Below are 24,093 nucleotides of genomic sequence, written 5' to 3' on the forward strand. Positions count from 1 at the left end.
CGTGTGAGGGATAGGACCGGTTGGGGGCCCGCAGGCAATAACTAGCATTGGCGGTGTTAGCCCGCTTTCTTTGCTTACTTTCTTTGCGGCGGCAAAGAAAGTAAGTGCGCCCCGCACAGGGGCAACACTAGCAGACCACTAACCAAAAGCGGATGCCAACAAAAGACAAACCAAAACCGACCCAAACCCAACCCCAAACCCTGATTTGCTAGTATCTGCTAAGTCAGTCAGATCCGCCGCACGCCCGGAGGGCAACCCAACCCATGCGCCACTACACCAAAGACAACTTCAGACTAACAGCCAGCGTCGGCTACCAGCTCGTAAAAGCAAGAAACCTGATCACAACCGAGATGGACGCAGCGCTAAAGGACCTGGACATTTCCAGCCAGCAAATGGGCATCATGCTGATGCTGAGGCAAAAGCTCGCGTCGACACCTTTCGAGCTTTCGAAAATGCTCAGCATCGACACGGGCCTGATGACCCGCATGCTAGACAAACTCGAAATGAAAGGCCTCGTAGTACGTTCCCGCGATGAACAGGACCGCCGCGTCGTCAACCTCGCGCTGACCAGACCAGGCATCGCCGTCGCCGACCAGATCCCCGAAATCGCACCGGACGTGCTCAACGCCCGCCTCAAAGACTTCACAAAAGCCGAACTCAACGAACTGCGCCGCCTGCTGCGCAAATTCGTCAGCGACTGAACACCCGTCCTTCCCGCCGCATGTCTGTGGCGCCCGCCCCATTATCCGTTTGAAAGAAAAGAACTACTGCGTCTAGTGCAACAATGAGTTGCACCCAGACGTGGTTGACTGTATCTGACCTGTCAATTATTGTTCGTGCAAATAGCGAGGAGTCAGAGATGTCGCACTATTCAAAGGAAGATTTCCATTTGACCGATAACGTCGGTTTCGCGATCTCCAAAGCGCGCAACCTCGTGACGAGCCAGATGGATGCAGCCGTAAAGGGCTTGAACGGGCGGGCGCATCACGTCGGGATTTTCATGTCGTTGCTGCGTGGCACGGACACGACGCCCGTCATGCTGTCGCGCCACCTCGGAATCGATTCGGGCCTGATGACGCGCACGCTGGACAAGCTCGAAACGCTCGGCATGCTCACCCGCACGCGTAGCCAGGACGATCGCCGGGTCGTGAATCTCGAACTGACCGAGGCGGGCCGCGCCGTGGCGCTGCGCATCACCGAGATCGCGCCTGACGTACTGAACGCGCGCCTGCAGCGCTTCACCAGGGACGAATTCGACGAATTGAGCCGTCTGCTTCGCAAGTTCCTTGACGATTGAACATTTTTTTACCCAATTATCTGATAGGTCAGACAATGAATAAGCAAAGAAATATCAGGCAACGTGCGGCAGGCACCTTGAAAGTGGGTGTGTCGGTGATGTTTGCCGCAGTGCTATCGGCATGTGTGAACTACGCTGGTATCCATAGCGATGCAAAACCGGCTGAGCCGCAGCAGTATGCGACGCAGCAGAGCATTCCCGCCGAACAGGGTCATTGGCCCGCCGCGAATTGGGCCGATCAGTTCGGCGACGCGCAACTGAAGGCGCTGATCGACGAGGCGCTGAAAAGCAGTCCGACGCTCGATCAGGCGCGCGCTCGCGTGGCGTCGGCGTCTGCCTACAGCGAAACGGCAAAGGCGAGCACGATGCCGCGCGTCGATGCCAGCTATTCGCTGACGCGTCAGCAATATTCGAGCACGGCGATCGTGCCGCCGCCATATGGCGGTTCGTGGCAGACAGAGAACAAGGGCCTGTTGAGCGCTTCCTATGATCTCGACCTCTGGGGCAAGAATCGCGAAGCGCTGAAAGCAGCCGTCTCGCAACTGCAGGCGAGTCAGGCCGATGCGGAAGTCGTGAAGCTGACGCTCACGACATCGATTGCGCGCACCTACAACCAGCTCGCGCGCCTGTATGCACTGCGCGATATTGCGCAACAGGAAATCGCCCAGCGCGAACAGATCGATCGCATCACGGCGGGCCGCATCGCGACGGGTCTCGATACGGAAGTGGAGCGCAAGACCGCGCAGGCGAACCTCGCGACGAGCCGCGCGACGCTGAAATCGCTCGACGGACAGATTCTGACCACGCGTTATCAGATCGCCGCTCTGCTGGGCGCAGGCCCGGACCGCGGCATCCAGATTGCGCGCCCGGCGCTCGGTATCGGCGATGACGTGAAGCTGCCCGACAACCTCCCCGCCAATCTCGTGAGCCGCCGCCCGGACATCGTGGCCGCGCGCTGGCGCGTCGATGCGATGACGCATGACGTGAAGGAAGCGAAGGCCGAGTTCTATCCCGACATCAACCTGAGCGCGGCCATCGGACTCGATGCATTTGGCTTCGGCCGCTTTCTCACGGCGGCGAGCCGCACGGCGTCGGTCGGTCCGGCAATCAATCTGCCGATCTTCGATGCAGGCCAGTTGCGTGCGCAACTGAAGGGCCGTTACGCGGACTTCGACTATGCCGTCGCGACCTACAACCAGACGCTGGTGACGGCATTGAGCGAAGTCGCCACGCAACTCGCCGACGTGCGTTCGACCGACGGACAACTGGTCGATGCACAGACCGCGCAGGACGCCGCGCGCCAGGCCGATCAGCTCGCACTCGTGCAATACAAGGCGGGACTCACGAATCAGTTGACCGTGCTGAATGCCGACGTCAACGCGCTCAACGCTGACCAGTCCGTCGCGAATCTGCGCATGGATCGCCGCGATCAGCAGATTTCGCTCGCGTCTGCGCTGGGGGGCGGTTTCGTCGATACATCGAATGCCGATCAGGATGCGCGCGTGGCATCGGCCAATGAAACGTCTGCCGCAGCGCGCTGAGCGCCCACCGATCGAACTACCAGGAGAACGAAAATGAGCGAAATCGAAACGACCGATCGCGAGAAGACACAAAAGAAGGGCGCGAATCAGCACGCAAACGCAAAGCCTGCTGCTGCGGCGAGTGAACCCAACACGCGCAAGCGCAAAGTGCTGCTTTCGCTGCTGGGCGTGGCGGTTGTGGTGTCGGCAGCCGCGTATGGCGCGTACTACATGACCTATGCGCGCTATCACGAGAACACCGACGACGCCTATGTCAGCGGTAATCTCGTGCAGTTGACACCTCAGGTAACGGGTACCGTGGTCGCCGTGAACGCCGACGATACGCAAGTCGTGAAGATGGGCGACCCCGTCGTCACGCTCGACAATGCCGACGCGAAGATCGCGCTCGGCAACGCCGAAGCGGCGCTCGGGCAGACCGTGCGTCAGGTGAGCAGCCTGTACGTGAATAACGATTTCTACGCGGCAAATGTCGCGCAGAAGCAATCCGATCTCGCACGCGCGCAAGACGATCTGCGCCGCCGTCAGGCGGTCGCCGGCACGGGCGCGGTGTCGCTCGAAGACATCTCGCACGCACGCGATGCCGTCACCGCTGCGCAGGCCGCACTCGATGCCGCACGTCAGCAGGCACAGGCGAACCTCGCCCTGACCGACCGCACGACGGTTGCAGAGCATCCCAACGTGCAGGCAGCAGCATCGAAGGTGCGCGACGCGTACCTCGCGTATGCACGCAACACACTGCCCGCGCCCGTCACCGGCTATGTGGCGAAACGCTCGGTGCAGGTCGGCCAGCGCGTGTCGCCGGGCACGCCGTTGATGGCGATCGTGCCGCTCGACGGCGTGTGGGTCGATGCGAACTACAAGGAAAGCCAGCTGCGCAACATGCGCATCGGCCAGCCTGTCACGCTGACGGCCGACGTGTATGGCGGCAAGGTGCAGTATCACGGCCGCGTTGTCGGTTTCTCGGCGGGTACGGGCAGCGCCTTCGCCACGTTGCCCGCGCAGAACGCGACGGGCAACTGGATCAAGGTGGTGCAGCGTCTGCCCGCGCGTATCCAGCTCGATCAGAAGGAACTCGAAGCGCATCCGTTGCGTATCGGTTTGTCGATGGACGTCGACGTGGATACGCGCGACAACACCGGTCCGCAACTCGGCGCCGCGATGACCACCACGTATCGAACGGATGTGTTCGCGCAATACGGCGCGCAGGCCGATGCCGAGATCGACCGGATCATCGCGCAGAACATGGTGCCGACGCATGGCGCGCAGCAAGCGTCTCGCGATGCATCACATCCGCTTGCCAGGCGTGACGCAGACAGCAAGAGCGTGACGTCCCAGCGCGCAGGCTAAGCCGAAACGGAGCGACGCGCACATCTGCGCGTCCTTGCATGTTCCATTACCTGACAGGTCAGATAAAGAAAGCGCCATGAATCCCTCGACGCAAACTGCACCGGCGCCGTTCACGGGCGGCAAGCTGGTTCTCGCGACACTCGCTGTCGCACTCGCGACGTTCATGAACGTGCTGGATTCGTCCATCGCGAACGTGGCGATTCCAACCATATCCGGCAACCTCGGCGTATCCGTTGATGAAGGCACGTGGGTCATCACGCTGTTTTCGGCGGCCAATGCCATCGCCATTCCACTGACAGGCTGGCTCACGCAGCGCGTCGGCCAGATCAAGCTGTTCGTTGTTTCGATCCTGCTGTTCGTGTTCTCGTCGTGGCTGTGCGGCATCGCGCCGAACCTGATCGTGCTGCTCGGCGCGCGCATTCTGCAGGGCCTCGTGGCAGGCCCGCTGACGCCGCTTTCGCAGGCCATTCTGCTCGCGTCGTATCCGAAGGAGAAAAGCTCGACGGCACTTTCGCTGTGGGCAATGACGGCGACCGTCGGCCCGATTGCCGGTCCCGCGCTCGGCGGCTGGATCACCGACAGTTATTCATGGTCGTGGATTTTCTACATCAACATTCCTGTCGGCATTTTCGCCGCTGGCGTGACGTGGATGCTCTATCGCGACCGTGAATCGCTGACGCGCAAGCTGCCCATCGACAAGATCGGTTTGCTGTCGCTGATCGTGTGGGTTGCCGCGCTGCAGATCATGCTCGACAAGGGCAAGGATCTCGACTGGTTCAACTCGCCCGTGATCTGTCTGCTTGCGGTAGTGGCTGCCATCAGTTTTATCTTCTTCCTGATCTGGGAGTTCACGGAAAAGAACCCGATTGTGGATCTGCGTCTGTTCGCGCTGCGGAATTTCCGTGGCGGCACGATTGCGATTTCCGTCGCCTATGGTGTGTTTTTCGCGAACCTCGTGATCCTGCCGCAGTGGATTCAGGGTTTTCTCGGCTATCGTTCCGTCGACGCGGGGCTGGTGACCGCGCCGCTCGGCATCTTCGCCGTGCTGCTCGCGCCGGTGATGGCGAAGATCATGCCGCGCTCCGACGCGCGTGTACTCGCTACGCTCGCTTTTGTCGGCTATGCGGCGGTGTTCTTCATGCGCTCGCAATACACGACGGGCGTCGATCAATGGACGCTGATCCTGCCGACGCTGCTGCAAGGCATTCCCACCGCACTGTTCTTCGTGCCGTTGACGGCGATCATCCTGTCGGGTCTGCCTGCGGAGAAGATTCCCGCTGCAGCGGGCCTGTCGAATTTCGCGCGGATTTTCGCGGGCGGCGTGGGCACGTCGCTGATCTCGACCGGCTGGAATAACCGGACGATCCTGCATCACTCGCAACTCGCTGAGCAGTCGAGCGTGAACAACCCCGACTACGCGAATGCGCTTTCCGGCATTCATGCGACGCTCGGCGGCAGCACGGATCAGGCAGTCGCGTTCTTCGAACAGTCGTTGAATGCACAGGCCACGATGCTCGGGCTGAACGACATCTTCTGGCTGTCGGCGATGATCTTCATCGTGATCATTCCGCTGATCTGGCTGACGAAGCCGAGCAAGGGCGGCGGTGGCGCTGCAGCGGCGGGCGCGCACTGAGCAACGCGCTCGATGCCTTTTGACCGGAAAGCCCCGTTCGCAACATCGCGAGCGGGGCTTTCCTCTATCTGCTGTGCGTTCAGCCGCGTTGCTGCTGCGCGATGGCCTTGCTGATGGGGTCGAACTTCTGCACGCCGTCGCGCGGCGGCTTCGGGGTTTCGTCGAGCCGTTTCGCTTCGATGTCGCCGTTGTCCTTGTTCAAGGTGCTGTTGGCCGCTTTCGCGGGCAGCGTCAGATCGGGCCTGCTGCAGATCTGATTGTGTGCGGCGGCCTGCATCGTCACGGGCTGCATGCCTGGCGCGTCCTTGCTTGCGCCTGCTTCGATCTGCGCATCGCTGCATCCCCACGATTCGAGCAGCGAGCGCGCCATGCCCGTCGCACACTGCGTGCGGCTGCGCGTGATGCGAGCCGCGGTCTTCGCGAACGCGCCGTCGTGCAAGCTTGCAAGCCGCTCATAGGCGCGGCCCGCGTCGTCGAGATTCAGCGCAACGGCGTTGCGATACGCGTCGCGTGCTTCGTCGATGGCAGCCGCAGACACGAGGCCTGTTTTCATCGACGGCAGCCTCAACGCGTCGCCGAGATTCACATACGCCTCCTGATAGCCGGGACTCTTCTCGATGGCGATCCGGAATTCACGCACAGCGCCTGCGCGATAGTCATGGGCCTGCGACGCCATGCCGGCGAGCATCGGCTTTTGCGCCAGCGCGAGCCATGCGCGTCCGAGTGCGTTGTGTGCGGGTGCGTAGTCCTTGTGCAGATCCACGGCGCGCCTGAGCACGTCGGCGGCCTGCTGGTAGCAACCCATGTCGTTCAGCGCGACGCCCCAGTTGTAGTAGGCCCACGGACGCACGCGCTGCCACGAATACAACTCGTCGCTCATCTCGACGATATGGCGCGCATGGCGGATCGAGCCTTCGTAGTCGCGTGCGTAGGTGTCCAGCTTCGACAATGCGAGCATCGCCCACGCGTTGTCTTCCTTCGATGCACCGGACGCATCTCTGCCCGAGCCTGCAGCGATCTGCGCGAACGCCTCGCGCACGTCGTCGAACTGGCAGGGCGTGGCGCCCGTCAGGCAGCGCTTCTGTTCCATCTGCGTCAGATACGACGCATGCAGCAGCGGGCTTTGATGCTGCAGGATCGTTAGCGCGGCCTGCCGGAGCGCATGCCGCATCGCCTGCGATTCATTGGTCACGTTGGGCTGTGTGCCTGTGTCGGGCGGCACGTCGTTGCCGAGCGCGACAGTGCGGCCATCGGGATCGCGCAACGTCAGCATCACCGCAAACGACGACGGCGTGCCGACCACCGTCCCATACACCGACGAATCGCGCTTGAGCAGCGTGCGCGCGAATTCGATCAGCGGCCGGACCGACAGGCCCGTTCCCGGCACCGTGAAGTCGGGCAGCTTGAATTCGGAGAGCACGTGCTCGGTGTCGTTGGCGGGCGTGACGGATTCGGCTTCCTTGCGCAGATCGCTGATCGTATCGACGAGCAGATGCTGCAAGGTCTGATCGGTATAGCCCTGGCGGCGAAAATCGTCGGAAACGGCGATCGGCTCGACCAGCGTCAGCGGATCGAACCACGCGCCGCACAGCGCGATGATGCGCGGCCCGAGAAAGAACGCGGCGACGAGGATCAGCGGCACCGCGATGCCGAGGTAGAGCACGTGGCGGCACAGGAACCGGACCGCCCAGAGCAGCGAGGCGAGCGGGTTGTCGAGGGGCTTCATGCGGATCTCCTTGCGGTGCGCAGCGATGGGCGCGATTGTCACAAGGCATCGAACATGCCAATTCGTCTGAGGCTTGGCGGAGGCCGGTCTGGAGGGCCACGCAGCCGAAAAGTGTTGGTTCTTCTCCAACGGACGGGTGGCGACCCGTTGGTCTGAATGGATCACATGCGGGCACCCGGCCCCAATATGAAGTCGAATAGCCGGTTTTGGTCGCGTGTCCGTCGACCATCCGTAGGGTGTTGAAAGGCCATCGAACGTCGAATAAGGGTAAACGTAAGGTCAAATCTGGTATCGTCCACCCCTGCTCGATCGGCTGGTATTTAGCACGAGCGTTTGAACCAGCCGGTACACCGGCGCGAGCGCGCTGGCTGGAAAGCGAGTCTCCATGCGGCCTGCGGCTGTGGGACGCCAGGCGCACGCGCGAGCCGCGCCATCTCCGGGGTGAGAAAAATTCGCCTCGAACTGAGCCCGATCATCGGCCACATCAGGATTTCTTAAGCGATAACTGCAAAAAATCGCCTCCGGGTCGCTCCCGGTGTCAACCTTTTGGGCAAATTGCCGTTGTCCATTTGTAAAGAGTTGAAAAAGGCGACTTCAGGACGGCAATCGCGTCCGGCGCGCTCCGAAATCCAACCTCATTCGATGCCATAGCAACGAGACCTTTGCTGCGGCATCAGGCAACACCCGGATTCATCCATGTCTGACCATCCCCGTTCGTTTTTCAGCCGCGCCGCCGCGCTGCTTCAGCGTGCATTTGCCGCGGCGAGCAGCCGGCGCGTGCTGTCGCCCGTGTTGTCGCTGGGCGTGTGCGTGCTGCTGCTGATCGTCTTGCAGCACCTGTCGCAGGCCGTCGATTACCGCTCGGTGATCCGCCATCTGCGGCATCTGACGGCGGGCGAGTGGTCGGCGGCGCTCGGCGCGACGATCCTCAGCTACATCGCCCTGGTGGGGCGCGACGCCGTCGGGCTGCGCTACATCGGCAAGGCGGTGCCGCGCGCGGCGCTGTGGATCGGCGCGACGGCGGGTTCCGCGCTCGGCAACGCGACCGGCTTCGGCGCGCTGACGGGCGGCGCGGTGCGCGCGCGCGTCTACGCGGTTGCGGAAGTGACGCCCGCGCAGATCGGCCGCATGACCGTGTTTACGAGTGTCTCGCTGGCTTTGGCCCTCGTTCTGATGACGGCGCTCGGCATGCTGTGCGACGCGCAGACGCTCGCGCCGATGCTGCACAGCCCGACGGGTCTGCTGGCGTGGGGCGGCGCGGCGCTGCTGACCGTGCTCGGCCTGATGACGCTTGCCTGCGGCAAGGAAACGCGCCAGATTCGCACGCGCTGGAGCTGGCTTGCGTTCGACGTGCCTGCGCGCCGCGATTTCGTCGAGCAGGTGCTGCTCGCCGTGCTCGACGTCGTCGCGGCTGGCCTCGCGCTGTGGGCGCTGCTGCCGCACGCACATGTGAGCTTCGTGTCGTTCATCACCGTCTATGCAGCGGCCATGCTGCTCGGCATGATCGGCCATACGCCGGGCGGCGTCGGCGTGTTCGAGGCGGCGATGGTGTTCGCGCTCGGCGGCAGCGTGCAGACGCATTCGATGGTCGCCGCGCTGCTCGCGTACCGCGCGATCTATTTCGGTTTGCCGCTGATCGTATCGGCGGGACTGCTGGCAGGTTTCGAAGGCCGCGCGCTGAAGAAGCATCTGCCGTTGCATCACGCAGCGACTGTGTCGCAACTCGCGCCGCTGTTCCTGAGCCTCGTGACTTTCGTGGTCGGCGGCATGCTGGTGATTTCGAGCGCGACGCCCGCGTTCTGGCAACGTATCGCGATCCTGCGAGATTTCGTGCCGCTGTGGGTGCTCGAAAGCTCGCAGATGCTGTGCAGCGTGGTCGGTGTCGCGCTGCTGTTCGTCGCGCGCGGTCTGTCGCGGCGTCTGGACGCCGCATGGTGGCTCACGCTGGGTCTTGCCGTGCTGAGTCTCGGCCTGTCGCTGACAAAGGGTCTCGCGTTCGTCGAAGCGGGCGTGCTGACCACGCTGATCGTGCTGCTGATTTCGACGCGCTCGCGTTTCAACCGCCGCTCGTCGCTGTTCTCCGAGCCGTTCACGGCGGGCTGGCTGGTCTCGGTTGCGATGGTGCTGATGCTGGCCGTGTGGGTGATGCTGTTCGCGTTCCGCGACGTGCCTTATACGCGCGACTTGTGGTGGCAATTCGCCTTCGACGAACGCGCACCGCGCGCGTTGCGTGCCACGCTGGCTGCCAGCCTGTTTGCGGCAACCTTTGCGTTCTGGCAATTGCTGCGTCCTGCAGCGGGCCGCTTCGAAAAGCCCGTCAAACAGGATCTCGACGACGCCGCGCGCATTTTCCGCGCACAGGAACGCAGCGACGCGGGCCTTGCGCTGATGGGCGACAAGAGCTTCCTGTTCTCCGAATCGCGCCAGGCGTTCCTGATGTACGCGAAATACGGCCGCACGTGGGCCGCGCTGCACGATCCGGTCGGTCCGCGCGCGGAATGGGCGGAGCTGATCAGCAAGTTCGTCGCGCTCGCGCATGCGCATGGTGGCCGTGCGGCTTTCTATCAGGTGCGTGCCAATGCGTTGCCGCTCTATCTCGACGCCGGTCTCACGCTGATGAAGCTCGGCGAGGAAGCGCACGTCGTGCTCGACGAATTCGACCTGAAAGGCTCGCATCGCGCGCATCTGCGCTATGCATTGAAGCGCGGCGAACGCGATGGCTTTGCTGTCGAAGTGATTGAACCGGCGCGCGTGCCGGAATCGATCGAAACGCTGCGCTCGATTTCCGATGGCTGGCTCGATAGCCGCGATGCACGCGAGAAGAGCTTCTCAGTGGCGGCGTTCACCGAAGACTACCTCGCTGCGCAATCGGTGATGCTGGTGCGCCAGAACGGCGCGCCCGTCGCGTTCGTCACCTTCATGACGACGGACCTCAACACGGAAGCCACGGTTGGCGTGATGCGTCACGTGCCGCAGGCTTCGCCGTATGCGATGGAGTATCTGTTCACGCAGCTCGCGCTGCATCTGAAGCATGCGGGTTTCCGTTCGCTGAGTCTCGGCATCGCGCCGTTCTCCGGCATGTCGCCGACGCCGCTCGCGTCGCGCTGGCATCGCCTCGCGAACATCGTGTGGCGCTTCGGCGGCCGCTTCTACAATTTCCGCGGACTGCGCGCTTTCAAGAGCAAATTCCAGCCTCAATGGGAGCCGCGCTATCTCGCTGCATCCGGTTCTGTCGGCGTGTTCTTCACGCTGGCCGACCTTTCGTTGCTGGCAGGGGGCCGGCGTTCATGATCATGCAAAAGTTTTACCGGCTCGCCACACTGGCGAGCGTTTCGTTGTGCTCGCTCGCCGTGTTCGCGCCGTCGGCGCATGCGTATGAGACCGTCTCCGGCGGCCGTTACGGCCAGGTCACGGTGACCAAGCCAGCAGGCGATGTGCGCGGTTTCGTCGTGCTGTTCTCGAAGGAGAGCGGCTGGAACCCGGCCGATCAACAGGCCGCCGACGCGCTCGCGAAGAACGGCGCGATGGTGGTGGGCGTCGATACCGCAAAGTACGCGGCCAATGTCGAAGCAAAGAAAGAAGCCTGTCATCAGCTGGTGGGCGATGCTGAAGCCGTCAGCCATCAACTCGAACGCCAGGTGCAGTCGGACCGCTATTTCATGCCGATTCTCGCCGGCTCGGGACAGGGCGGAACACTGGCCATGCAGGTGCTGAAGCAGGCGGCCGAGAACACGGTAGCGGGCGCGGTGTCGGTGGCTGCGCAGCCCGCGCTCGACAAGCGCTTCAATCCCTGCCCGCCGGACCCGACCATCACCCACGGCCCCGGTTTGCCGGGCTTCGCGGAAACCGATGCGAACGCGGCGGCAGGCACGCAGCGCATCGTCGATCTGACGTCGCCGCATCTGCGCGTCGTTGCGATGAAGGAAGAGGATGTCTCGGACCTGCCGCTGATCGAACTGCCCGCCGCGCATCCAAACGGCATGATGGCGATCGTGATCTCCGGCGACGGCGGCTGGCGCGACCTCGACAAGACCATCGCCGAAGAATTGCAGAAGGATGGCGTCTCGGTGATCGGCTGGGACAGCCTGCGTTACTTCTGGTCGGAGCGCTCGCCCGATCAGACGAGCCGCGACCTTGCACGCGTGCTGCAAACCTATAGCAAGCGCTGGCATGCGGATCACGTTGCGCTGATCGGCTATTCGTTCGGCGCCGACGTCATGCCGTTCGCGTACAACCGCTTGCCTGATGCGGTGCGTGCGAAGGTCTCGCTGATCTCGCTGCTTGGCTTCGCGCCTTCTGCGGACTTCCAGATCCGCGTGACGGGATGGCTCGGCATGCCTGCAAGCGACAAGGCGTTGCAGGTCAAGCCGGAATTCGCACGTCTGCCGCCGAAGCTCGTGCAGTGTTTCTACGGCGAGCACGAAGAAGACACGTTGTGCCCGACGCTCACGAACACGGGTGTCGAAGTGATCCGTACGTCGGGTGATCATCATTTCGGGCACGACTATGCAGCGCTCGAAAAGCGCATCCTCAATGCATTAAAAAAGCAGGCTGGCGGCGCCTGATAGAAAAAGGCAGTGCGGCGACTGCATGGTCATGCACGAGCATGAATGAGCAGTCGCCGCGCTTGCAATGGATAGCGGGCATGGCCCGCCATGCTGGCGAATAGACGCGGTCGCAATGACCGCGATGGCTGTGCGTCCTTAGTGGAAAATCAGATACAGAATCACAAGGACGATAAGCGGCACACCGAGCAACCAACCGATCAGATAAGGCATCTCTCTTCTCCCCTGTGCGACTGCCGAGACCAGACGGTCGTCGTGACACAGCGCTTGCCGGATGAATATGCAAGCGATATGCCACTGTGATGTCGATTGCAGCGCAGCATGACACTGCACATCGAGCAAAGCCTTGTCGCAGAAGGCTTTAAATGCGCTTTACGCGCGCTATCCCGATCCCGCTTATTGCGCTTTACAAAGGCTTTTTCGCCTTGGAGCGCGAATTCCCAATGCGCGAATTGCCGCGTCATCGCAATCTTTTCAGTGCTTTTTTTCCATCGATTCAATGCGGCGAAATTCGCCACGCGCACTACTATGAAATCTGACTGAAAGTGAAGGCGCGTTGACGCCATTTCAGTTGAGCCACGGCTGGTGCGTTTTACTGGTGTCGATGCGGGATTCCTCTGAGAGATGCCATGATGAAGCGTCGAACCTTCCTGCTGGGCAGCGCGGGCCTCGCGGGCGCGCTGGTAGTTGGATGGTCGGCGCTGCCGCCGCGTCAGCGGCTCGTTCCGTCCGAACCATTGCCTGTACGCCCCGGCGAAGCCGCGCTCAACGGCTACGTGAAGATCGCCGCGGACAACACGGTCACCGTCATGATGTGCCGGACCGAGTTGGGGCAGGGCGTGCATACGGGGCTCGCGATGCTCGTCGCGGAAGAACTGGATGCGAACTGGGCGGATATACGTGTTGCCGACGCACCTATCGACGGCATTTATAACAACATCGAAAGCGTGGTCGGCGATCTGCCGTTTCGCCCCGATAACGACGGCGTCTTCAAGGAACTCACGGTGTGGCTCACGCGCAAGCTGGCGCGCGAGATCGGCACGGTGATGACGGGCGGCTCCTCGACCATCAACGATCTCTGGCAACCGATGCGCGAAGCGGGCGCATGCGCACGCACCATGCTGATCGCTGCTGCTGCCGAACGCTGGGACGTGAGAGCCGTCGATTGCCGCATTGAAAAGGGCATCGTGCTCGATAACGCAGGCCATCGCGCAGCCTTTGGACAACTCGCGCTGGAGGCCGCACGTCAACCCTTGCCGCGCAGGCCCGTGCTGAAGGAACCGGAGCGGTTTCAACTGATCGGCAAGTCGCTGCCGCGTCTCGAAGCGCCGTCGAAGCTGAACGGCAGTGCTGTCTTCGGCATCGACATCAAGCCGCCGGACATGCTGTATGCCAGCATTGCGATGTGTCCCACGCTGGGCGGCACGGTGAAGAGTTTCGACGGCAGCAAGGCAGCGGCGATGCGTGGCGTGCACAAGGTCTTTGCCGTCGATGCCTATAACGGCGGCACGGGCGGTGTCGCCGTGATCGCGGAAGACACATTCATCGCGATGAACGCGCTCGAGGAACTGACGATCGTCTGGAACGACGGGCCGACCAAAGATCTCACCGACGAGGAGATCGACAGGCGTCTCGTGCAGGCGCTCAATGAAAGCGATGGCCATGCATGGTATTGCCACGGTGACGTGGATGGTGCGATGAGCCGCGCCACGCACCGCCTGGAGAAGGAGTATCGCGCGCCTTATCTCGCGCATGCGGCGCTGGAACCCGTCAATTGCACGGCGCAAGTGAAGGACGGCAAGGCCACGGTGTGGGCAGCGACACAGGTGCCCGCGGTTGCGCGCAAGCATGTCGCGGGACTGCTCGGCATCAGCACGGCAGACGTGGACCTGCAGCAGCAGATGCCCGGCGGTGCTTTCGGACGCCGGCTGGAAGTCGACTACATCACGCAGTCGGTCGCGATTGCGCGCGAAGCGGCTGGACGTCCCGTGCAAACGCTGTGGACGCGCCCGCAGGACATGCAGCACGACTTCTATCGGCCGGCCTGCCTGTCGCGTTTTCGGGCAGGACTCGATGCAGATGGGCAACTGATCGCGTGGCACAACACATCGGTGAGTCAGTCGGTTGTCGCGAAGTGGCTGGCGCGTAACTATGGCATCCCCGATCTCCACCTCAATCTCGACAAGACCATTTCCGAAGGCGCATTCGATCAGCCTTATGAAATGCCCAACGTGTGGATCGGGCAACGTCTGATCGAATTGCCGATGCCCGTCGGCTTTCTGCGTTCGGTTGGGCATTCGCACCAGGCATTCTTTGTCGAGAGCTTTATCGATGAACTCGCCGTATTGGCGCGCAAAGATCCCATTGCATTTCGCCTCGGTCTGCTCGCGCGGCATCCACGTCATCGCGCGGTATTGCAGAAAGTGGCGGCCATGTCTGGCTGGCGTTCGCCACTTGCCTGGACTGCAAAAGGCGTGAAGCATGCGCGCGGTGTCGCGCTTCACGAAGCGTTCGGCAGCATCGTTGGCCAGGTGATCGATGTATCGCTTGCGGCGGGCAATACCGTGAAGGTCGAACACGTGTACTGCGCGATCGATTGCGGTTTGCCTGTGAATCCGAATCTGATCAGACAGCAGGTGGAAGGCGGGATCGTGTTCGGGCTGTCCGCTGCATTCAAGGAGGAAATCACGCTTTCCGAAGGCGTTGTCGTGCAAACCCTCTACAGGCAGTTCGACGTGGTGCGCATGGATGAATGTCCCGACATCACTGTCGAGATCATGCCGTCGACATCGCATCCACAAGGCGTCGGCGAAGCGGCCGTGCCGCCCGTCGCGCCCGCCGCCGCCAACGCGCTGTATGCGTTGACGGGTACGCGCTACTACGCGTTGCCGCTGAACATGCCGCTGTTTTCCGAGGTGGAGCAATGCCCAGCAAGCTGAACATCAACGGCCGGAAGGTGGACGTGCACTCCGACCCCGAGACGCCCTTGCTCTGGGTTCTGCGCTGCGAACTGAAGATGACGGGGACGAAGTTTGGCTGCGGCGTGGGTGTGTGCGGCGCCTGCACGGTGCACGTCGGCAAGGTAGCAACGCCTTCCTGCCAGCAAACGATCAAGACAGTCGGCAACAACCCCATCACGACTATCGAGGGTCTGCAGGGGCCGCAAGCGAACGCGCTTAGAGAAGCGTGGACGCGCATCGATGTCGTGCAATGCGGCTACTGCCAGAGCGCGCAACTCATGGCAGCAAGCGCATTGATTCAGGGCAATCCGACGCCGAGTCTGAAAGACATAGACTGCGCGATGCACGGCATCATTTGCCGCTGCGGCACGTATCCGCGCATCAGGCAGGCGATTCTCGAAGCGACAGGGCAACTCAAACGAACCTGACGCAGCCCCGTCGCGTCTTCAACTGCCATGTACTAGTTATTGCCATGCGAGTACAGCGTCAGCTTGTTGCTGACCGACGTAACGCCCGCCACACCCTTTGCGACTTCCGTCGCCTGCGGAATCTGCGATCCATCGGGCACGCTGCCCGATAGCACCACAGCGCCGCCGCGCGCCCGCACAAACACGTTCGATACGTTGAAGCCAGGTGCTTTCGACAAGGCCTTGCGCACGTCGCGGCCGAGTTTCTTGTCGGCAGGTGTTGCCTTCTTCGAAGGCGCTGCCGGAGTGGATGCCATCGACATCGAATCGCTGGCTTGCGCGTACGCATTCGACGTCAACGTCACGCAGCCAATTACGGCGAGCAGCGTCAGGGCGTTGCGGATCTTCATGATGGCTTCTCCTTGTTTGCTTGCGGGACCGCTCACTAAAGATAGCCAACATTCTGCTTTCTCCAAAGTTGGGTTTGTTTGACCAGGGAAAACCCGCAACTCATCATTATCCAAAATCGAGATAACGCTTATTCACGCTATTGCGTTGCTCGATAGAGGCATGGACGGCACACTTTGACCCACATCAAAGACACGCACCACGCATTCAGGAGACACACATGCGTACTCAAGTCGGCATCATCGGCGCTGGTCCTGCTGGACTGCTTCTTTCTCATCTCCTCCACCTTCAGGGCATCGATTCCGTCGTGCTCGAATCGCGCAGCCGCGAGCAGATCGAATCGACGATCCGTGCGGGCGTATTGGAACAGGGAACGATGGATCTGCTGACCGAAACCGGCGTTGGCGAACGGATGAAGGCAGAGGGTGCGCTGCATCATGGTTTCGAGCTCGCGTTCGAAGGCAAGCGCCGCCGTATCGATCTCACCGATCTCACGGGCAAAGCCATCACCGTCTATGCACAGCACGAAGTCATCAAGGATCTCGTCGCCGCGCGCGTGGCCGCGCAAGGGGCATTGAAGTTCGAAGTGTCCGACGTGTCGCTGCATGACATCGACGGCACGACGCCCGTGATTCGTTATCGACATCAAGGCGAAGCGCATGAACTGCAATGCGATTTCATTATCGGTTGCGATGGTTCTCAGGGCATTTCGCGCAACGCGATTCCCGAAGCACTGCGCCGCGACTATCAGCGCGTGTATCCGTTTGGCTGGTTCGGCATTCTGGTCGAAGCGCCGCCTTCATCGGATGAACTGATCTACGCGCGCCATGAGCGCGGCTTTGCACTCGTCAGCACGCGCTCGCCGAACGTGCAGCGCATGTACTTCCAGTGCGATCCGAAGGACACCGTCGACCACTGGTCCGATGATCGCATCTGGGCTGAGATGCACGCGCGCGTCGATTCCGACGACGGGCATCAGGTGGTCGAAGGCAAGATCTTCCAGAAGAACATTGTCGGCATGCGTAGTTTCGTTTCGACGACGATGCAGCATGGACGTCTGTTCCTTGCCGGCGACGCCGCGCATATCGTGCCGCCAACGGGCGCGAAAGGGCTGAACCTGGCTGTGTCCGATGTGCGGATTCTGTCCGCTGCATTGTGTGCGTTCTATAAGGAAGACCGCAGCGATCTGCTGGAAAGCTATAGCGAAACGGCGCTCAAACGCATCTGGCGCGCAGAGCATTTCTCGTACTGGATGACGCGCATGATGCACCGTCTGGACGATGCGTCACCGTTCGAGCAGCAACTGCAGGTCGCGGAACTCGAGCATGTGACGACGTCGCGCAGTGCGGCGATCTCGATGGCCGAGAACTATGTCGGCGCGGTAGCGGTGTAGATCACAGTTACAGCGCCTCGACAGTCTTCCGCTGATAGCCTCGCGTCGCGAGCAGCAGACTCCGCGAATACTCATTCTCGACCTGCTGCGCGCGAATGCGCTCGACATCCAGCGCCTCGACGATCTCACCATTGCGCATGATCGCAACATGCGAGCAAAGAAAGCCGACCACGGCGAGGTTGTGACTGACGAGGATCATCGTCAGATTGCGCTCCTGATGCAGTCGTTTGAGCAGGTTCAGAATTTCAGCCTGCACGGAATCATCGAGCGCCGAAGTCGGTTCGTCGAGCAGCAGCACGCGCGGCTCGACGATCAACGCACGCGCAAACGCCCCGCGCTGACGCTGCCCGCCTGACAACTGATGCGGATAGCGAAAACGAAACGACGCATTCAGACCCACTTCGCGCAGCGCATTGACGATGCGCTCCTCATGCCGATCGATACCATTGATCCGTAACGGTTCACGCAAGGTCTGATCGACGGTGAAGCGCGGGTGCAGCGAACCATACGGGTCCTGAAACACCATCTGCACATCGCGCCGGCTTGCAGGCTGACCTTGCGGCCCGATGCGCATGCTTCCTTCAGCAATCGGCGTGAGTCCGCTCAACGCACGCAAAATGGTCGACTTGCCTGAACCCGATTCGCCGACGAGACCAAACACATCGCCCTGCGCGACATGAAAGCTCGCGTTGCGCACGGCATCGACGGCACCGGCTGCCGTCTTGAAGCGCACCGTCACTGCATCGACGTCGATCATGCGGAGGCTCCTTGTGGATCGGCGAGCCATGCTGGATCGCGCGACAGCACGGGCAGTTCGGCGGGTGGAGTGGCGAGAGGTGGATTGGCCGCAAGCAGGCCGCGCGGGTAGGGATGCTGTGCGTGCATGAGATCGCGCGCCGTGCAGGTCTCGACGACACGCCCCGCATACATCACCACCACGCGGTCGCAGAACGACATCACCAGCGGCAGATCGTGGCTGATGAAGATGAGGCCAGTATCATGTTTCGCGATCATCTCATCGAGCACGGCCAACACCTGCATCGATACCAGCACGTCGAGCGCGCTGGTCGGTTCGTCGGCAATCAGCAGGCGCGGCCCCGTCGATACCATCATCGCGATCATCACACGTTGCCCCATGCCGCCCGAGAGTTCATGCGGATAGGAATCCGCGACGCGCTCAGGATTGCGGATATGCACGGCCTCCAGCGCAGCGATGATCTTCTCGCGCATCGCTCGGCGGCCAAGCTTCGGGTCGTGCAGCGCAAACGCTTCGCGCATCTGCTGTGCAACGGTCATCACGGGGTTCAGCGAATACTTGGGGTCTTGCAGAATCATGCCCATCTGCTGACCGCACAGTTTGCGGCGTTTATCGGCGCGCATGCTCAGCAAATCGTTGCCGTCGAAGCGCATCGTCTTCGCGCGGCAATGCGCTGCAGGCGGCAACAGCCCGAGCAGCGCGCGGCCCGTCAACGCTTTACCCGATCCCGATTCGCCGACAATGCCAAGCCGTTCGCCCTTGTTCAACGTAAGCGAAAGCCCGCGCACGGCTTCGTTCATCGTGCCATCGTGGGTACGGAACGCAATGCGCAGATCGTCGATTTCGCACAGCGGCGCCGTCGTATCGTGCGTGCTCATGTCAATCTCCATGCCGCGGATCGAAAACGTCGCGCAGTCCGTCGCCGAGCAGATTGAACGCGAGACTTACGAGCAGAATCGCGATGCCCGGAATGGTGGCGACCCACCATGAGTCGAGCAGCACATTGCGGCCCGACGCCACCATGAAGCCCCATTCAGGGCTGGGCGGTTGCGCGCCAAGCCCGAGAAAGCCAAGACCCGCGACAGTGAGGATGATGCCCGCCATATCGAGCGTTGCGCGCACGATCACAGACGACGAACACAGCGGCACGATATAGCGCAGCAGAATGCGCGCGTTCGAAGCGCCTTGCAGGCGCGCGACGTGGATGAAGTCCGCCTGCACCAGCCGCAAGGTCTCGGCACGCGAGAGCCGCGCATACGCGGGCCAGGCGGTGATCGAAATGGCGATCACCGCGTTGATCACGCCAGGACCGAGCGCGGCGGCGAAGGCCAGTGCGAGCACGATCTTGGGGAACGCGAGCGCGATGTCCGTCACACGCATCAGCACGTTGTCGATCCAGCCGCCGAAGAAGCCCGCCGTGGTGCCGATCAACAATCCGATCGGCACGACGACCACCACGACCAGTATCGCAATCGATAACGTGAGCCGCGAGCCGTAAATGATGCGCGAGAGAATATCGCGGCCCAGTTGGTCGGTGCCAAGCCAGTGCGACGCGGAACCCGGCGGAAACAGCCGGTCGGAGAGCACCTGACGCAACGGATCGTGCGGGGCAATCCACGGTCCGATGATCGCGACGATCACGAGCAGCACGAGAATCAGAAAGCCGAATACCGACAGCGGATTGCCCGTGAAGCGCCGCCAGCGCCGGTATGCAAGACCGCATGCCGCCTGTCGCCGCGAAGCGGGCGTGTCCGTCAACAGCCATTCCTTCCAGGTGGGACGCGGCGCGTTCATCGGCCAGTCCTGCGTCGAAGGGTCAACAGGGTGTCGCACGTCGAAGGTCTCCGTTGCATCAGCGGGCGCGCGGATCGAACACGCGATAGAGTGCGTCGGTCAGCAGATTCAACGCGATGAATGTCATGCCGATCACGAGCGTGCTGCCGAGCACGGCATTCATGTCGGCGTTCAGCAATGCACCTGTCAGATACGAACCGATGCCGGGCCACGCAAAGACGATCTCCGTCAACACCGAGCCTTCGAGCAGGAAGCTGTACGACAGTGCGATCACCGTGAGCAGCGGCACGGCGATATTACCGAACGCATGCACCCACACCACGCGCCGCTCGGGCAGACCTTTGGCGCGTGCCGTGGTGATGTACTCCTGATTTAGCTGGTCGAGCATGAATGAGCGCGTCATCCGGCTCAGATACGCGACCGAGTAATAACCGAGTATCGCGGCGGGCAGTGCGATATGCGAAAACGCATTGAAGAACACATCCCATTCGCCCGCGATCAATGCGTCGATCAGCAGGCTGCCCGTTTTTGTGTCGACCATGCCGTCGAATACAGGATCGAGCCGTCCCGGTCCCGATACCCAATGCAGCTTTGCATAGAACAGCAGCAAGCCCATCAGGCCAAGCCAGAACACCGGCACGGAACTGCCGATCAACCCGATGAAACGCGCGACGTGATCGATCCAGCGGTTATGTCGCACGGCAGCGATCACGCCGAGCGGCACACCCACCAGCACACCGATGATGGTCGACAGCGTGGCGAGTTCGAGTGTTGCGGGGAACACGCGCTTGATGTCGTCGATCACCGGATTGGCTGTGAGCAGCGACACGCCGAGATCGCCATGCAACACCGCACTCACATAGATAAAGAACTGCTCCGCAAGCGGCTTGTCGAGACCCAGCTGGATGCGCGCGGCTGCATAGGCACTCGCCGATGCGCGATCGCCGAGTATCGCGAGCACGGGATCGATGGGCACCTTGCGGCCGATCACGAAGGTCACGGCCAGCAGCCCCGTGAACGTGATCGCCAGCGTGAGCACCCAGCGCAGCACGCGCAGCGTCCAGCGCACGCTTGCGCTGTGCGCGGACGCTGCGCGCAGACGGTCGGTGGGAGTGAGCGGTGTCGACATACCGGCCGTTATTGCTTCTTCACGTGCTGATACGACACGAGATCATTGATCGGACCGACTTCGAGACCCGACACGCCCGGACGCATCGCGACTTGCGACACCTGCTGGAACATGATGACGAACGGCGACTTCGCGAGCATTTCCTTCTGCATCGTCTGATAGAGCTGCGCGCGTTTGGCCGGCGACGATTCGGCAAGTGCCGCATTGGTCTCTTTCGTCAGATCGGGAATGTCCCACGAATTACGCCACGCGAGCATCTTGTACGCGGACTTGTCCGAGTTGTCGGGGTTCCACGCGTAGCCTTGCGCGTTGCTGTGCGGATCGATGTAATCCGCCGACCATTCACCGATATAGATATCGTGCTGGCGCGCGCGGTACTTCGCGAGCGTCTGCTTGTTATCGCCCGGAATGATCTCGACCTTGATACCGCCTTGTGCAAGATTGGCCTGTACGGCCTGTGCGATTTCGTTGTACGGGTACGCGCTACGCACATCCATTGTCACGTTGAAACCGTTCGGCAGGCCGGCTTTGGCGAGCAGTGCTTTCGCTTTCGCCACGTCCTGGTGATACGGATTGGTGTTCAGCGCGCCGAGAAAGCCTTCAGGCAGGAACGTCTGGTGTACCTTGAAAGTACTCTTCGTCACGTTCTTCTGGATGCCGTCGTAATCGATCAGCCATTTCATCGCTTCCTGCACTTCCGGCTTCGCGAGATTCGGGTTCTTCACGTTGAGGCCGAGATAGAGCAGCGTCGCTTGCGGCACGGACGTCACGCTGACCTTGTTGCCCTTCGTGAGCGCAGCGAGATCATCGGGGCTGAGATTGCGTGCGACATCGGCATCGCCGTTTTCGAGCAGCAGACGCTGGCTTGCAGCTTCAGGCACATGGCGCATCACGATGCGCTTCATGGCCAGCGGATTGCGATAGCCGTCGTACTTCTGCAGGATGATGCTGTCGTTAGCGGTCCACTTCACGAGCTTGTATGCACCCGAACCGGCTTCATTTGTGCGCAGCCATTCGTTGCCGAAATCATTGCCTTTCTGATGCGACATCAGCAGCGTCTTGTCGACCACGGAAGCGGGCCACGCGCCCAGTACGTTGAGCACGAAGGTCGGCGCGTACTTCTGGTCGGTCGTGATGCTCACGGTCGAATCGTCGATCTTCTTGACGTTTTGCAGCGCATTGTCTTTAGTCAGACCGATGCCTTGCAGTACGGCAGCGGCGCCCTTGTCGAGCAGCACGCAGCGCTGAATCGACCAGGCGACGTCGTCTGCCGTGAGTGGATTGCCCGAATGGAACTTGAGGCCAGGGCGAATCTTGAACGTAAACGTGAGTCCGTCCGGGCTGACCGTCCACGATTGCGCGACGTCGCCGTTGAATTTCGACGGGTCTTTCAGATCGACGCGCACGAGGCGATCGTAGGTATTGGCGACATACTCTTCGGGCACCAGCTCATACACTTCGCCTGGATCGAGCGTCGAAAATTCGTCGAGCGTGGTGGCGATCACCAGCATATCTTTCGGCGTGGCGGCCAATGCAGTGCCTGTTGTCGTCATCGTAAGCGTCAGTGCCGAAACGACGGCCACTGCCGCTAGCGCATTGCGCAAAACCAGATTCATACTCGCTCCGTATCGAGAGGGAACATGCGTGGAAAAGCTGCGAAACAAGGGATTACATCAGCTTCAACGGGCCGCTGTCGTTGTTGTCGATGACAGGCAGAGCGCGCGAGCCGGGTATTTCGTAATGCCACCACTCACTGGCGATATGGGTGAAGCCGGACGCGTGCATGATGCCGAGCAGCAATAGCCGGTTGCGCTGCACGTGCTGCGGCAGGCCCTGATGGAAGTGCTCGGACTCTTTGACCATGGCGTCGAAGCCCGTGCCCATGTCGAGTTCATCACCGTTGCCGTCGATCAAGGTCAGATCGATCGCGGTGCCGCGGCTGTGATTCGAACCGCGCCCGAGTTCTGCAATAAACGTGGGGTCCGGCAGAAAGTCCCACAGTACTTTTTGCGCCTGCGGCGGACGATACGCATCGAAAATGCGCAGCGTCATGCCGATACTGGCGGCAAGCTCGACGGCCTTGCGCAGGCCCGCTTCGGCTGGCGCGAGCAGCAGGCAGTGTGCTTCCTTGTAGATAGGCTTGCCGGTGAAATTGTTTGCGGTCGCGTAGGCGAGGTCGATCTCGACGCCATGCGTTTCCGTGGTGATGTGAATAAGTTGTGGGGTATCGGTCATGAGAATCAGAGGTCGAATTGATCGAGTTCGCGCTGCAACTCACGGTTGCGCGCGACACGTTCGTCGATTGACGGACCCAGCCGTTCGACAATCGACGTCAATAGCAGATTGAACAGGCACGTTAGCGGCGCGAGCGAGTCCCAGAACTGGCCGACATCCGTTTTCACCTGCATCAGATCGCACGAGAACTCGCGCGCCCACGGGCAATAGAGATCGGTGACGAGCGCAAAGGGCAGGCTGCGCCGCGTCGCGGCTTCGCAATAGCGCCGCGCGATGCGCGAATAGGCGCGCGTGTCGGTGACGATCAGATACGGCGATGCAAACTCCGAATTCAGCGAGTCGACGTACGAGCCGGACATGCCATCGGAATAGAACACGCGAGGGCGCAGGTACTCCAGGTAACTATAGAACGCGTTGGAAATGCCGCGTGTCGATTGAATGCCGAGAATGAAGACAGCATCTGCTTCGGCAATGCGCTGCGCGATGCGCGCAAAGGTCTCGCCTTGCGCCAGTTGATACACATAACGGATGGCATCGACTTCGAGATCGAGCGAACTCGCAACGGGCGGTTCGCAGACTTCAACATCATTGGCCGCGCCGTCCTCGCGCTCGCTGCGGTACGCGTCGAGCCGGTCGGTGATGAACCACGGGCGCGATTGCGCGCCGCGCAGTTCGCGCTTCAGATCGTCGAGATTGCGATAGCCGACGCTGCGCAGAAAGCGCCCCACGGAAATACCGCTCGTGCCCGTCTGCTGGGCGATCTGGTCCGCCGTTTCCAGCCCGAGCCGCTCCAGGTTCGCCAGCATATAGCTGGCGATGCGCTTGGCCGTGGGCGTCAGCGTCGCAAAGCTTGCTTCGACTGTGTGGGCGAACGCGGTGGACATCGAGTGTCGTTCCGAAT

The 24,093-nt window shown here is 61.6% G+C and carries 20 protein-coding genes; 11 read left to right on the plus strand and 9 right to left on the minus strand.

The annotated features are described in order from the left end of the window. Positions 1-263 precede the first annotated feature (263 nt). From DK391_RS19345 to DK391_RS19365, 5 genes are all read left to right on the plus strand, one after another. The gene (locus tag DK391_RS19345) at positions 264-701 is read left to right on the plus strand and encodes a MarR family transcriptional regulator (RefSeq protein WP_109479585.1); all 438 of its coding nucleotides are present in this window, start codon (positions 264-266) and stop codon (positions 699-701) included. A 158-nt stretch (positions 702-859) separates the two neighbouring features. Continuing rightward, entirely contained in the window at positions 860-1,297 is a 438-nt protein-coding gene (locus DK391_RS19350; protein ID WP_109479586.1) for a MarR family winged helix-turn-helix transcriptional regulator, read from the plus strand. 35 nt (positions 1,298-1,332) lie between these two features. Continuing rightward, on the plus strand, positions 1,333-2,838 hold the full coding sequence (locus DK391_RS19355; protein WP_109479587.1) for an efflux transporter outer membrane subunit: 1,506 nt from the start codon (positions 1,333-1,335) through the stop codon (positions 2,836-2,838). 33 nt (positions 2,839-2,871) lie between these two features. Continuing rightward, positions 2,872-4,185 carry an HlyD family efflux transporter periplasmic adaptor subunit gene (locus DK391_RS19360; protein ID WP_109479588.1) on the plus strand — a complete coding sequence of 438 codons (1,314 nt, stop codon included), beginning with the start codon at positions 2,872-2,874 and terminating at the stop codon, positions 4,183-4,185. A 76-nt stretch (positions 4,186-4,261) separates the two neighbouring features. Then, positions 4,262-5,818 carry a DHA2 family efflux MFS transporter permease subunit gene (locus DK391_RS19365; protein WP_109479589.1) on the plus strand — a complete coding sequence of 519 codons (1,557 nt, stop codon included), beginning with the start codon at positions 4,262-4,264 and terminating at the stop codon, positions 5,816-5,818. Positions 5,819-5,897: 79 nt separating this feature from the next. On the opposite strand, the gene DK391_RS19370 is transcribed toward DK391_RS19365, so the two are convergent. Continuing rightward, the gene (locus tag DK391_RS19370) at positions 5,898-7,544 is read right to left on the minus strand and encodes a tetratricopeptide repeat protein (protein WP_109479590.1); all 1,647 of its coding nucleotides are present in this window, start codon (positions 7,542-7,544) and stop codon (positions 5,898-5,900) included. Positions 7,545-8,240: 696 nt separating this feature from the next. On the opposite strand from DK391_RS19370, the gene mprF reads away from it, so the two are divergent. The 5 genes from mprF to DK391_RS19395 all read left to right on the plus strand — a co-directional run bounded on the left by mprF (position 8,241) and on the right by DK391_RS19395 (position 15,497). Further along, a complete protein-coding gene (gene mprF, locus DK391_RS19375) occupies positions 8,241-10,835 on the plus strand; it encodes a bifunctional lysylphosphatidylglycerol flippase/synthetase MprF (protein WP_109479591.1) in 2,595 nt (864 codons plus the stop codon). Next, positions 10,832-12,109: an AcvB/VirJ family lysyl-phosphatidylglycerol hydrolase gene (locus tag DK391_RS19380; RefSeq protein ID WP_109479592.1), complete on the plus strand. Its 1,278-nt coding sequence runs from the start codon at positions 10,832-10,834 to the stop codon at positions 12,107-12,109. Before mprF ends, DK391_RS19380 begins: the two co-directional genes overlap by 4 nt. Before the next feature lie 365 nt (positions 12,110-12,474). Beyond that, positions 12,475-12,648, plus strand: a complete 174-nt coding sequence (locus DK391_RS44355) for a hypothetical protein (RefSeq protein ID WP_162600856.1) — start codon at positions 12,475-12,477, stop codon at positions 12,646-12,648. Between the two features lie 90 nt (positions 12,649-12,738). Further along, positions 12,739-15,048: a molybdopterin cofactor-binding domain-containing protein gene (locus DK391_RS19390; protein ID WP_109479594.1), complete on the plus strand. Its 2,310-nt coding sequence runs from the start codon at positions 12,739-12,741 to the stop codon at positions 15,046-15,048. Beyond that, entirely contained in the window at positions 15,033-15,497 is a 465-nt protein-coding gene (locus tag DK391_RS19395; RefSeq protein WP_109479595.1) for a (2Fe-2S)-binding protein, read from the plus strand. The genes DK391_RS19390 and DK391_RS19395 overlap by 16 nt, the downstream gene beginning before the upstream one ends. Before the next feature lie 32 nt (positions 15,498-15,529). Here the strand turns inward: DK391_RS19395 and DK391_RS19400 are convergent, their stop codons facing one another. Then, positions 15,530-15,886, minus strand: coding sequence for a BON domain-containing protein (locus DK391_RS19400; protein WP_109479596.1), 357 nt, complete (start codon positions 15,884-15,886; stop codon positions 15,530-15,532). 218 nt (positions 15,887-16,104) lie between these two features. On the opposite strand from DK391_RS19400, the gene DK391_RS19405 reads away from it, so the two are divergent. Next, positions 16,105-17,277, plus strand: coding sequence for a 4-hydroxybenzoate 3-monooxygenase (locus tag DK391_RS19405; RefSeq protein WP_109479597.1), 1,173 nt, complete (start codon positions 16,105-16,107; stop codon positions 17,275-17,277). Between the two features lie 7 nt (positions 17,278-17,284). Here the strand turns inward: DK391_RS19405 and DK391_RS19410 are convergent, their stop codons facing one another. From DK391_RS19410 to DK391_RS19440, 7 genes are read right to left on the minus strand one after another with little or no spacing between them, the layout of a single operon-like run. Next, positions 17,285-18,034: an ABC transporter ATP-binding protein gene (locus DK391_RS19410; protein WP_109479598.1), complete on the minus strand. Its 750-nt coding sequence runs from the start codon at positions 18,032-18,034 to the stop codon at positions 17,285-17,287. After that, the gene (locus DK391_RS19415; RefSeq protein ID WP_109479599.1) at positions 18,031-18,912 is read right to left on the minus strand and encodes an ABC transporter ATP-binding protein; all 882 of its coding nucleotides are present in this window, start codon (positions 18,910-18,912) and stop codon (positions 18,031-18,033) included. The genes DK391_RS19410 and DK391_RS19415 overlap by 4 nt, the downstream gene beginning before the upstream one ends. A 1-nt stretch (position 18,913) precedes the next feature. Further along, positions 18,914-19,828, minus strand: coding sequence for a nickel transporter permease (gene nikC, locus DK391_RS19420; protein ID WP_109479600.1), 915 nt, complete (start codon positions 19,826-19,828; stop codon positions 18,914-18,916). A gap of 58 nt (positions 19,829-19,886) precedes the next feature. Further along, on the minus strand, positions 19,887-20,957 hold the full coding sequence (locus DK391_RS19425; protein WP_109479601.1) for an ABC transporter permease: 1,071 nt from the start codon (positions 20,955-20,957) through the stop codon (positions 19,887-19,889). Between the two features lie 8 nt (positions 20,958-20,965). Continuing rightward, positions 20,966-22,573 carry an ABC transporter substrate-binding protein gene (locus tag DK391_RS19430; protein ID WP_109479602.1) on the minus strand — a complete coding sequence of 536 codons (1,608 nt, stop codon included), beginning with the start codon at positions 22,571-22,573 and terminating at the stop codon, positions 20,966-20,968. Between the two features lie 52 nt (positions 22,574-22,625). Then, complete coding sequence (ddpX, locus tag DK391_RS19435) at positions 22,626-23,192, minus strand: D-alanyl-D-alanine dipeptidase (protein ID WP_109479603.1); 567 nt, start codon at positions 23,190-23,192, stop codon at positions 22,626-22,628. A 5-nt stretch (positions 23,193-23,197) separates the two neighbouring features. Further along, complete coding sequence (locus DK391_RS19440; RefSeq protein ID WP_109479604.1) at positions 23,198-24,076, minus strand: MurR/RpiR family transcriptional regulator; 879 nt, start codon at positions 24,074-24,076, stop codon at positions 23,198-23,200. Positions 24,077-24,093: the final 17 nt, after the last annotated feature.

The organism is Paraburkholderia sp. C35 (assembly GCF_003121405.1).
Classification (GTDB): Bacteria; Pseudomonadota; Gammaproteobacteria; order Burkholderiales; family Burkholderiaceae; genus Paraburkholderia.